The 11,158-nt window shown below is 55.3% G+C and carries 10 protein-coding genes; 1 reads left to right on the forward strand and 9 read right to left on the reverse strand.

Annotation, left to right across the window (positions count from 1 at the left end; all coding sequences use genetic code 11):
* Nucleotides 1–56 precede the first annotated feature (56 nt).
* On the forward strand, nt 57–893 hold the full coding sequence (locus ABEW73_RS21540) for a helix-turn-helix transcriptional regulator (RefSeq protein WP_430167586.1): 837 nt from the start codon (nt 57–59) through the stop codon (nt 891–893).
* A gap of 207 nt (nt 894–1,100) precedes the next feature.
* Here ABEW73_RS21540 and ABEW73_RS21545 read toward each other — a convergent pair whose 3' ends face one another.
* From ABEW73_RS21545 to ABEW73_RS21585, 9 genes are all read right to left on the reverse strand, one after another.
* Nucleotides 1,101–2,111: a LacI family DNA-binding transcriptional regulator gene (locus ABEW73_RS21545; RefSeq protein WP_430167583.1), complete on the reverse strand. Its 1,011-nt coding sequence runs from the start codon at nt 2,109–2,111 to the stop codon at nt 1,101–1,103.
* Between the two features lie 103 nt (nt 2,112–2,214).
* Nucleotides 2,215–3,015, reverse strand: coding sequence for a 5-deoxy-glucuronate isomerase (gene iolB / locus ABEW73_RS21550; protein WP_430167580.1), 801 nt, complete (start codon nt 3,013–3,015; stop codon nt 2,215–2,217).
* Nucleotides 3,016–3,089: 74 nt separating this feature from the next.
* Nucleotides 3,090–4,121, reverse strand: a complete 1,032-nt coding sequence (gene iolG, locus ABEW73_RS21555; RefSeq protein WP_430167577.1) for an inositol 2-dehydrogenase — start codon at nt 4,119–4,121, stop codon at nt 3,090–3,092.
* Nucleotides 4,122–4,145: 24 nt separating this feature from the next.
* Nucleotides 4,146–5,591: a CoA-acylating methylmalonate-semialdehyde dehydrogenase gene (locus ABEW73_RS21560; RefSeq protein ID WP_430167574.1), complete on the reverse strand. Its 1,446-nt coding sequence runs from the start codon at nt 5,589–5,591 to the stop codon at nt 4,146–4,148.
* Nucleotides 5,592–5,629: 38 nt separating this feature from the next.
* Nucleotides 5,630–6,643 carry a 5-dehydro-2-deoxygluconokinase gene (iolC, locus tag ABEW73_RS21565; RefSeq protein ID WP_430167571.1) on the reverse strand — a complete coding sequence of 338 codons (1,014 nt, stop codon included), beginning with the start codon at nt 6,641–6,643 and terminating at the stop codon, nt 5,630–5,632.
* Nucleotides 6,644–6,895: 252 nt separating this feature from the next.
* Complete coding sequence (iolE, locus tag ABEW73_RS21570; RefSeq protein ID WP_430167568.1) at nt 6,896–7,810, reverse strand: myo-inosose-2 dehydratase; 915 nt, start codon at nt 7,808–7,810, stop codon at nt 6,896–6,898.
* Between the two features lie 142 nt (nt 7,811–7,952).
* Nucleotides 7,953–9,818, reverse strand: coding sequence for a 3D-(3,5/4)-trihydroxycyclohexane-1,2-dione acylhydrolase (decyclizing) (gene iolD / locus ABEW73_RS21575; RefSeq protein ID WP_430167566.1), 1,866 nt, complete (start codon nt 9,816–9,818; stop codon nt 7,953–7,955).
* 164 nt (nt 9,819–9,982) lie between these two features.
* Entirely contained in the window at nt 9,983–10,180 is a 198-nt protein-coding gene (locus tag ABEW73_RS21580) for a glycoside hydrolase family 88 protein (RefSeq protein WP_430167564.1), read from the reverse strand.
* Nucleotides 10,181–10,449: 269 nt separating this feature from the next.
* Nucleotides 10,450–10,824, reverse strand: a complete 375-nt coding sequence (locus ABEW73_RS21585) for a hypothetical protein (RefSeq protein ID WP_430167561.1) — start codon at nt 10,822–10,824, stop codon at nt 10,450–10,452.
* Nucleotides 10,825–11,158 lie beyond the last annotated feature (334 nt).

The raw sequence follows: 11,158 nt of genomic DNA on the forward strand, positions 1-11,158 counted from the left end.
GTGATCCTGAGTTATTCTTTTCTTATATCACCTATCGGATTGGAGGCTGGACTGCAGTGTATAATACACGTGATTTGGTTGTACGTATCAACTGGACTTTCCGGAAGACGACCTCTTCCGATTGGTCTGATATCCGTAATAATACAGCGGTGCACAGTTTCTACTGGATCCATGAAGGCAGCGGGATTTTCCATACGGATCAAGCATATCCGGTAAGTCAAGGCATGCTGTTTTATATGGAACCGGGCTTGCAGATGCGTATGGAAAGCGCTCCGGAAGCTCCTCTTACCATAAGCATGGTGCTGTTTGAATGCTGCAGCCTTCATCATTGCCGGTCTGAATGGCAGCTCCCTCAAAGCGTTCAGCGGCTTGATATCCCATTCACAGCCCATTATCTAGGTGAGAGAACCATCGGGCTGGAGCATGCTTTCAGCGAGATAACAAGGACTTGGGTTCCCGGGAATACGGAGAGTGAACTGGAGAGCAGCGCTCTGCTTCTAAGGCTGATCGCCAAATTACATCAGCAGAACAAACCGCCGATAATGGAGCCCGCATATGAGGCATATCAACGGATTAAATCAGACATCGAGGAACATTACGCCGATCCGCTTCAGATTGGTGCGTTAGCGAAAAAACATGCCATCTCGGAGTCGTATTTGCGAAAGTTGTTCATGAAGCATCTGCATGTTTCTCCCAAGGACTACCTAACCGATATTCGTATGCGTCATGCAGAGCGTTACTTGGCATACACGTCGTATTCCCTGAGATTTATCGCCAACGTATGCGGATTTCATGATGAATTTCACTTCAGTAAAGTATTTCATAAGTACAAAGGGATGGCACCCTCAGCGTTCCGCAAAAACTCAAAACATGCGAATCAATCAACCTCATAATGGTTGCTGATTGGTGTCTCGAAGTGTACCTTTCCGATCAGAGAAACTTATGTAAGCGAATGAGGTTCTAAAAAAAAACCGGACTTAAGAGACGTTATTCAGCAGATCAGCAGCAAATAGACTGCCAACACCCCTTTATAACGACTCTGTAGCCCGTTTCACGTGCAAAATGATTCCGTTGTGGACCATAAAATCTCCCAAAAAATTTTATGCCGGCGGCGGGGCCGTGGATCTGCGGATGATCAGCTCTGGAGGGAGCACAATCCGCTGTGCAGGCCCTCTCTGGCTGGATAGATTCCTGACCACAAGATCCACCGCCAGTCGACCCATCTGTTCCATCGGCTGGGCAATAACGGTGAGCGGCGGATCGGTTACCCGGGCCAGGATCGTATCGTCAAAGCTGACGACCGAACAGTCCTCCGGAACGCGCAGCCCGAGCTCGCGGATCGCCTGAAGTGCGCCGATCGCCAGCAGGTCGTTGCAGCAAAACAGTGCCGTAGGTCGTTCCTCCAGCTCCAGCATAGCTTTGGCTCGGCGATATCCATCCTCGATCTTATGGTCACAGGCTGCAATATAGTCGGGAGAAGGCCCCAAACCGAGCGAGGCGGCAGCTTCGACAAATCCCCTTACCCGCTCATTGCTGCTCGTCACCCGCTCATGCTCGGCTAGTACCGCCAGCCTGCGGTGACCGAGACAAAGCAGATGCTCGGCAGCCAGACGCCCCCCTTCCAAATCATGAACCCGGACGCAGCTGGCGCCAAGTGCCGGATTGTCCCGGGCGATAAGCGCTATAGCCAGCGAATGCTCCTGAAGCGGCTTAAGCAGCTCGCCATGGGATATGCCCGTACCGATAATAACGCCGTCCACCTGCTTTTGTCTCAGCAGACTAACATAGCGCTTTACCTTCTCTTCCTGGTTGTCCGTGCTGCAGATGATCACGCTGTATCCAAGCTGATGCCCATGATCCTCGACCGAGCGTGCAATCTCGGCAAAAAACGGGTTGGAGATGTCGGGGACGAGCAATCCCAGGGTATAGGTTTTTTTGCCGGCGAGAGCTGAGGCAATCGCGTTCGGCCGATAATTCAGGCGCTGCATGATATCCAGAATCTCCTCACGCCGTTCACGACTGATCTTGCCCTTGCCGTTCATGACATGAGAGACGGTTGCAATAGAGACGCCGGCTTCACGCGCAACGTCATAAATAGTCGCTCTTATCATCCCTCGTGCTCCATTTGTTTAATTTTGGCATTTCAACTAATTATGAGCTTTCAACTCATTTAGCGCAAGACCGTCTTACCCTTAATGCAGCCTTCGGACACTTTTATCTCATAAGCCAATCATGATCCGGATCATTGCGGAATTTCCATATTCGCTTCGGCCCCGCCATGACGTTCAGGTAGTACACATCATACCCGGGAGGCGCGGATACCGGATGGTAGCCCTCGGGCACCATTACGGCCTCGCCGTCTTTGACCGCCATCGTTTCGTCCAGCGAACGGTCATCGGTATAGACCCGCTGAACGGCAAAACCGCACTCCGGCTGAACCCGGAAGTAGTAGGTTTCCTCCAACAGCGATTCCTCCGGCAGCTCGTCGCGGTCATGCTTGTGCGGCGGGTAGCTGGACCAGTTTCCCCCGTCCGTAAACACCTCGACCACCAATAGGCTGTCCGCCGGCTTTTGCTCCGGCAAAATGTTATGCACCAGACGCGACATGCTCCCGCTCCCGCGGTTCTCCACGCCGACATCCTCCGGCGTGATGAGTCGGGCCTGATGAGTGCCTTTCCCAGGGGCAAGGCACACCGCCAGCTCCACTTCAGTTAATGCCGTGACCTCGTACTGTTTCTGTGAGGGTACATAAACCGTATAGGGAGGCGTCTTCTCAAACACGCTCATGCGCTTGCCGATGTTGTCCCAGCTCTCTCCCCCGGCCTTCACGTCGGCTCGCCCGGTCAGCAGAACAAGAGCTGCTTCCTGATCTCCCGTGGCTCGGTTCAGCGTCTGTCCTTCCCTTAAACGGAAAACTTCAAAGCCCACATATACCCAGCCTGCACTTTGCGGCGTAATGGATAGCACGCGCCCGTCCAAATCCGGCGTCGTTATGGGTACAATTAAGTTCGGCATGGTGTTCCTCCTTTATGTTCTGCTCTTGGATATGATGAAGTTCCAACAGCTGCCAATAACAGCCTCTTTCGGTTTTAGCCTGCCGATATGCCGGTGGTGAGCTCGGCCAGCTTCACCGGGCGGCCTTGCTGCAGCGAGCGCTTGGCCGCCACGGCGATCAGCTCCGCCTGAAGGCCGTCATGGCCGCTGACCGGCACCGGCGTCCCGTTTTGCAAGCTTTCGATAAATTGCCGTGTCTCGTTCATGTACGCTTCCTTGTACCGCTCCAGGAAGAAATACAGCGGTTTGTCGCGGGTGACGCCGTCCGGACCGCTGATAACAGCGGTGCTTGGATAGTCGTTATCGGCGGATACGCTGCCCCCGGAGCCAAACACCTCGATCCGCTGATCATAACCGTAGACGGCCTTGCGGCTGTTGTCGATGACGCCAAGCGCTCCGCTTTCAAACCGCAGCGTTGTAAGGGCGGTGTCGATGTCGCCCAGCTCTCCGATGGAAGGGTCCACCAATACCGCTCCCTGGGCGTACACTTCGACGACCTCACTGCCGGATAGGAAACGGGCGATGTCGAAATCATGAATGGCCATATCCATAAACAGCCCGCCGGACACTTTAATGTAATCTGGATGCGGCGGGTTTGGGTCGCGCGAGGTAATCTTGATCAGATGCGGTTTCCCGATTCTTCCCTCGGACACAATCTCCCGTACCCGGCTAAAGTTGTGATCAAACCGGCGGTTGAAGCCGATCTGCAGACTTACGCCGGCCGCTTTCACGGCCGCCAGCGCCTCGCGGGTCTGATCCACGCTCATGCTGACTGGCTTCTCGCAGAAAATATGCTTGCCGTTCGCCGCGGCCTGCTTGATCAGCGGGACATGCGTATCGGTCGAGGAGCAGATCAACACGGCATCGATATCCGGGTGCTCCATGATATCGTTACTATTAGTGGTAACCATAGGAATGCCGTGATCCGCAGCCCAGGCCCTCAGCTCGTCGCCAGCGAATAAGTCACCGATGGCCGCAATTTTTGCACCAGGCATGTGCAGCAGATGATCCACATGGATTTTGCCGATTCGTCCGGCACCGATAATGCCGATTTTAATGGTTTTCATATGAACGTCTCCTCTGCTTATGGGCTACCAGCGCGCCGTCACCATTTTCTTGCGGGTGTAGAACTCCACGCCGTCCGTTCCGTTCGCATGCAGATCCCCATAGAAAGAGTTTTTCCAGCCGGAGAACGGAAAGAACGCCATCGGCGCAGGAACGCCAAGGTTGACGCCGAGCATCCCGGCATCGATATGCTCGCGGAACTGGCGGACATCGCTGCCGTCCTGTGTGAACAGGCAGGCCCCGTTCGCGAAATCCGAGCGGTTGGAGATTTCAATCGCTTCCTCCAGCGATTCTGCACGCATGACGGACAGCACCGGGGCGAAAATTTCGTCCTTCCAAATCTTCATCTCGCTGGTCACTTCATCAAAAATCGTCGGTCCGACAAAATATCCGTCACCGCTCACGGCCTCGTCGCTCCGTCCATCGCGCACCAGCTTGGCTCCTTCTTGCTCGCCCGCCTCGATATAAGAGATCGTACGCTCCTTGTGAGCTCGCCTGATAACCGGTCCGAGGAAGACACCTTCGTCCGCTCCGTTGCCGATGGTAATCTCATCGGCCGCCTGCTTCAGCTTCTCCAGCAGCGCCTCCGCCACGTCACCCACGGCCACGACGACGGAGCAGGCCATACAGCGCTCACCGGCAGAACCGAAGGCCGCGCTGACGATCTGGGTCACGGCAGCATCCAAGTCAGCAGACGGCATCACGATGCTATGATTCTTCGCTCCGGCCAGGGCCTGCACGCGCTTTCCGTGGGAAGAAGCGGTTTTGTACACATACTCCGCCACCGGCTGGGAACCAACGAAGGACACGGCGGCGATGCCGGGATGTTCCAGAATGCCGTTGACCACATCATGCGCGCCGTGAATGATATTCAGAACGCCGTCCGGCAGACCGGCTTCGGTGAACAGCTCCGCCAGACGCTGAGCCAAGAGCGGCGTGCGCTCCGACGGCTTCAGCACGAACGCATTGCCGCAAGCGATGGCGAGCGGGAACATCCAGCACGGCACCATCATCGGGAAGTTGAACGGTGTGATACCCGCCACTACGCCGATCGGATACCGGTACATGCCGGACTCCAGGTTGGTGGCAATGTCGGGAAGCTGCTTGCCCATCATCAGCGTAGGCGCACCGGCCGCAAACTCCACGCACTCGATGCCGCGCTGTACTTCGCCGTAGGCTTCTGCATAGCTTTTGCCGTTCTCCGCCGTAATCAGGCGCGCCAGCTCCTCCCAATGCTCCACCAGCAGCTGTTGATACTTAAACAGAATGCGCGCGCGGCGAGGAACGGCCGTCTTGGCCCAGGCGCGTCCCGCTTTGGCGGCCGCCTGCACGGCCTGATCCACTTCCTCTTTCGTGGATAGCGGGACGTACGCAAGAATCTCTTCCGTTGCCGGATTGTATACGGGATCGGTTGTTTCGGATCGGGATGGAACGAATTGTCCCCCGATATAATTGCTCAGGGTTTGCGTCATGGCTGGTTTGCCCCTTTCGATTGGATCAGTGACTAAACTCAGGTATTGGCGGTAATTTCGCCTCGCTTGCAGCGCTCGATATAATCGTGAACCGCCGCGCTCGTCGGCATCGCATCAGAGCAGCTGTGGCTGGAGATGACGATGCTTGCCGACGCGCTGCCGAATTCCATGCAGCGCTCGATCGGCCAGCCCTGCATCAGGCCGTACAGAAAGCCGGCAGCGTATGAATCCCCCGCCCCGAACGTCTTGATGACTTTCGCCGGAAAGCTCCGAGCCGTATGGCTGGCACCGCCTGGGGTATATGCGATGGAGCCTTCCTTACCGTGCTTGATAATCACGATCTTGGCGTTATAATCAAACCATTTGGCCGCCGTGATGCGATCACTGCGCTCCGGATTGCCGCCAAACTGCTCCATCATGTCAAACTCTTCGCGTGTGCCGAGGATAATATCGCATGTTTCCGCCGCTAAATTGTAATAGGTTGCCGTCTCCTGCAGGGATTTCCATGTGTATGGACGGTAATCGAGGTCAAACGCGATCACGGCACCGTGGCGCCTGGCATAGTCCAGAGCCAGAAACACGGCCTCCCGGGAAGGGCTGGCCGCGAGCGCGGTCCCGGAGATGAGTACCATTTTGGCGGATGCGATCAGCTCCTCGCTCACATCTTCCGTCTCCAACAGCAAATCCGCGGCGTTGTCGCGATACATCAGAATGCTGCAGTCGGTCGGGCTCTTAATCTCGGTAAAGGCCAGACCCGTTACGGCTCCCGTACGGTCGATTGTCACGCCCTTCGTTGCAATCCGGTTATCTTCGAGGTACTTTGTAATAAAACGCCCCATCTGATCGTCCGCCACCTTGCCAATGAAGCCTGTATTCAGGCCCAGGCGGGCCATCCCGATACAGATATTGGCGGGTGATCCTCCGACATATTTGGTAAACGTGGTCGTTTCCTCCATCGGCCGGTTAATCTCATTGGCATTCAGGTCGATGCACAGCCTCCCTACAGCCACAAAATCCATCGGTTTTGCGTTATTGAACGTGATTTCACTCATAGATAAACCTCCTTGATCAGATCGGCCGCGGCTGAGCATTCATATGACTGCATGACTCCGTTCGCCAATGGCCGTAATCATTTACAGCTCTCGTAATACTTACAGTTCAAAAATACTTCCAACCTGTAGACACTCCCAGCTCGATCCGCCCGCACTTGAATGAGTTACTGGTGTCCGATAAGTATGTTACGATCCCACCCTCGAACTGAGTCGCATCGCCTAGAGCCTGGCTCGACCCTCGAGCCGTGGGCTTCAACCCTGCATCTTCGTCAGGTCCTCCAGACGGTCCAGGTATTCAATCGCCCGTTGAGCATACTCCTTAGCCGGATGAAGTGCAGGATCCTGCTCACCCTCCAGCATCGCCCAGCCGTCATAGCCGCGTTCAACGAGCTCTCCGATAATCGGCGCAAAATCGATGCATCCGTCGCCAGGAACCGTAAACACGCCCCTGCGGATGCAGCTTACGAAATCGCAGTTGTCCAGACGCGCCTGTTCCAGCACATCAAGCCGTATATCCTTCAGATGGATATACGCGATCCGGTCATAATGCTTGCGGAGCAGCTCCAGCGAGTCGTTCCCCCCGTAATAGGCATGACCGGTGTCGTACAGGAGAGACACCAGCGAAGGGTCAGTCATGGACATCAGCCGGTCGATCTCATACGGCTGCTCCACAACCGTTCCGCCATGATGATGATAAGCCAGCTTCATGCCGTAGCTTGCCGCAATCTCTCCAGCCTGGTTCAGTCCTTCCGCCAGGCTTTCCCATCCGGCGTCATCCAGACGGAGAACGATGCTCTCATTCGGCGTCCGGCGTGGATCGAAGTGAAGTGATCCCCCTACCTCCGCCGTGCTGATCACCTTGCAACCGAACCCGGCCAGAAACTCCGCGTGCCGTCGGTAATCCTCCAGCTCCTGCCTGCGATAGTCGGGATCGGAGAACAGCACCGACTTCCACTGGGAGACCAGCTGAATGCCGCGCGTGTCCAGCTCCCGTTTCAGCACTGCCCGATCCTTGGGGAATTTCCTTCCCATCTCCGTGCCTGTCAGACCCAAAGCCGCAATATCATCCACAATCATCTCAAACGTCGTGTCGTCTCCATGCTCCCGAACGTCCTCGCCGACCCAGTTAATGGGATGAATCCCTAGTTTGAACAGCCTGTCACTCATTACCATCGCTCCTTTGCATTGTTTAGCTGGGGGTTGCTTTGCTTCTTTCCTCCTGGCCCTTAAGTTCGACCGGCTTCTTTCCCAAGGCACTTGTTTATCCTTCATTGCTCCGGGCCAAATAGTATGGCACCTGCTCCAGCCGCTAGTAGGGCCTTGCTTCCTTGCTTCGGGCCGCCATCTGGCGCTGCGCTTCGGTCACCTTGCTTGAGGCCGACACCTCCGGCACCTCTACGCGCCACCAGGACTCATAACCGTCGGTGTTCGTTCCCGGAACGACCGGAATCTCGATCAGCGTCGTCACGTTTTCCTTCTGCGCCAGGAGCAGCGCTTCATGCAGTTCCTCCGGCGAGTTGGCCTTATAGGCTTTAGCGCCGAGCGCACGCGCGTGCGCGGCAAAATCAATCGGGAGGTACTCTCCGGTCAAGCGGCCCGTCCCGTCTTCGCGGCGTCGGAACTCATTGCCGAACCCGTCGCTGCCGTTGCTCCGCTGCAGATTATGAATGCATTGGAAACCGTGATTGTCGAACAGCAAAATCGTTATCTTCCGCCCTTCCTGCAAGCTGGTGACCAGCTCCGAGTGCATCATCAGGTAACTGCCGTCGCCAACCAGCGCATAGACTTCACGGTCCGGCTCCGCTAGGGCCGCACCTAAGGCCCCGCTCACCTCGTACCCCATGCAGGAGAAGCCATACTCCATGTGGTACGTCTTCGGTTCGGAAGGTCTCCATAACCGGTGCAGGTCTCCCGGCAGACTGCCTGCCGCACAGACGATGACAGAAGATGGGGAGATGACCTCATTGATGACGCCAAGGGCTCTCGTCTGCGACAAGCCGTCCGGATGCTCGGCAGCGTACAAGCGGTCCACCTCGCTGTCCCACTCTGCTTTCAACCCGGCAAGCTCGCTATCTTCATAACCCGCTTGATAGCGGTCCCTAGACAGCTTCTGATGCAGCGCTTTCAACCCTTCCTTCGCATCGGCAATCAGCGCTTCGCCGCCGAGCTTGGCGCCGTCCGCACTGTTGACATTCAGGTTCAGGAACGATACGTCCTCCCTTTGAAACGCCCATTTGGAGGACGTTGTAAAGTCCGAATACCGGGTGCCGACGCCGATAATCAGGTCAGCAGACGCCGCGACGCGATTCGCCGCCAGCGAGCCCGTTACGCCCATGGCGCCAAGGTTCAGTGGGTGTTTCCAGGAAAGCGCGCTTTTGCCGGCCTGCGTTTCAGCGACCGGGATGCCGAAAGCTTCCGCAAATGCAGCCAGCTCCTTGGCAGCATCGCTGTAGTGCACGCCTCCTCCGGCAATGATGAGCGGACGCTTGCTGGCTGCAATCCGTGCCGCCGCACGCTTCAGTCCTTCGGCCGACGGCGGGCGGCGGTCGATGACGTGTACCGTTTTCTCAAACAGCGAATCCGGATATTCGTACGCCTCGGCCTGCACATCCTGAGGCAATGCCAACGTAACCGCCCCCGTCTCCGCCGGATCGGTCAGCACGCGGATCGCCTGCCGAACGGCCGCGATAAGCTGCTCCGGCCGGGAAATCCGGTCCCAATACCGGCTCACCGGCTTGAATGCATCTGCGGCTGACACGGTGTAATCCGATGGGGCCTCAATCTGCTGCAGCACCGGATCAGGCTGGCGGCAGGCAAAGTTGTCACCAGGCAGCAGCAGTACCGGGATGCGGTTCACCGTTGCTGTAGCAGCGGCGGTGACCATATTGAGCGCACCGGGTCCGATGGACGAGGTGCAGGCCCAAATCTGCCGACGGTTTTTTTGCTTTGCGTATGCCGCGGCAGTATGCACCATACCCTGTTCGTTTTTGCCCTGAATATAAACCAGGTCTCCCGGGCTTCGTTCCAAGGCCTCGCCAAGACCGGTTACATTCCCGTGTCCGAATATCCCCATCACCCCGTGCACGAATTTCGTCTCCACTCCATCAACAGAAATATACTGTGCATCCAAAAACTTCAGCAGTGCTTGCGCCATCGTTAATCGTGTCGTCGTCAACCGGTTCATCTCCTTTTCAGCTTTTCTTCGTCGTTGCATCCTATGGATAAAACTTAATGTGAATTAAGCGCTTAACCTGTTGGATCGAGGCGCTTAACCATCTAAGAGTTAAGCGCTTTACAGAAAGTGTATGCCTTACTGGCCGCCCAGCATTCCTTTCAATTTTATGATTTCCACGCCCCCGCCAGCATCATGATGCCGATCCCGTGATTGTCATTCACCACCGTGAGCAGATCCTTCTTGTAATAATCCCCGGTAAAGGAATATCGTGACCCGCTGCATACCCCGTGCACGTTGCCGCGGTGGTCGATGGCTTTTCCGGTTAGCCCCTGCCATGCCCGAATGGCGGTATCGGCGAACACTGGAACCTAGAATTTTCAAAAAGGAAACGCTGTCATTTATCATCAGATTAATCATCTGCTCCAACCGATACAATCTGACGTTTATCACCAGCAGACCCTGGCTTCCAAAGGGGAGCGGCAAATTTTTGTACATGGAGACGACCTGCTTCAGTTCGTTCTCCCTCAGACCCGTCATGGAGCGTACGGCCGACCAACCCAGTGCTCCTTCGCGGCGTGCTCGATAAAAGAACGGTCCGGAAACGATGAGAGGGAACTCTGTCCGCTGGTGGTCAGCACTGATTGATCCGAATGACGGTACATATAGACTGATCAATCAAGTCGTTGTCCGTTTGCAGCACGCGAAGTCGTTTCACCGGCGAGTACATCAGATTCTGGTCGGATGACGGGGTACTGAACAGATAGCTTGAGTATAGGGAACTTGCCTCCATTTCGTTCAGCACGTTCATCTCAATCGCATGGATGGAGCGGTCAAGGTCTTCCATAATAAATCTGGTGGATATACCGTTCACCTTGGCCGCCTCTTCGCGTGAGGCCTTGTTAAACATAATAAAAGAAAGAAACACGATAAGCGTAATGGTGATAAGGAAAATGGGGAAATAGGAAAGAAGCAGCTTGCGATACCAGTTTTGCTGCAAAGAGGTCATTACTTTCTCTTCCAGGTTAAGCGTTTTACTTATGCTTGTGCTATATTGTAGCACGGCTTTGTCCCTCAATGGAAGAGCGGTGACTCCAAAGGAAGGACTCCTGAAAAGCATCTTTTACCTTACACCATGGTCATTCTGATTCGAGAAACCAACTCAGACGATGTTATTAGTGCAAGATTTTACGAATACTGTCCTCTCCATCTCTAACACTTGAATGCAATCGGTTACTTCCTGCTTCATGCATCATTCGCACCGAAAAAGCAGCTACAGTCTATCATCTTCTCAACACGGTACTTAAAACAAAAAAGCCGCGAATTGAACTGCACCCCAATTT

The sequence above is a fragment of the Paenibacillus lautus genome, assembly GCF_050482385.1.
In the GTDB taxonomy this organism is placed as follows: domain Bacteria; phylum Bacillota; class Bacilli; order Paenibacillales; family Paenibacillaceae; genus Paenibacillus_AQ; species Paenibacillus_AQ lautus_B.

Excerpts from the sequence above, each read along its gene's own strand:
- ABEW73_RS21545 (WP_430167583.1), bottom strand. The coding sequence starts at position 2,111 with ATGATAAGAGCGACTATTTATGACGTTGCGCGTGAAGCCGGCGTCTCT.
- iolB (WP_430167580.1), bottom strand. The coding sequence starts at position 3,015 with ATGCCGAACTTAATTGTACCCATAACGACGCCGGATTTGGACGGGCGC.
- iolG (WP_430167577.1), bottom strand. The coding sequence starts at position 4,121 with ATGAAAACCATTAAAATCGGCATTATCGGTGCCGGACGAATCGGCAAA.
- ABEW73_RS21560 (WP_430167574.1), bottom strand. The coding sequence starts at position 5,591 with ATGACGCAAACCCTGAGCAATTATATCGGGGGACAATTCGTTCCATCC.
- iolC (WP_430167571.1), bottom strand. The coding sequence starts at position 6,643 with ATGAGTGAAATCACGTTCAATAACGCAAAACCGATGGATTTTGTGGCT.
- iolE (WP_430167568.1), bottom strand. The coding sequence starts at position 7,810 with ATGAGTGACAGGCTGTTCAAACTAGGGATTCATCCCATTAACTGGGTC.
- ABEW73_RS21585 (WP_430167561.1), bottom strand. The coding sequence starts at position 10,824 with ATGACCTCTTTGCAGCAAAACTGGTATCGCAAGCTGCTTCTTTCCTAT.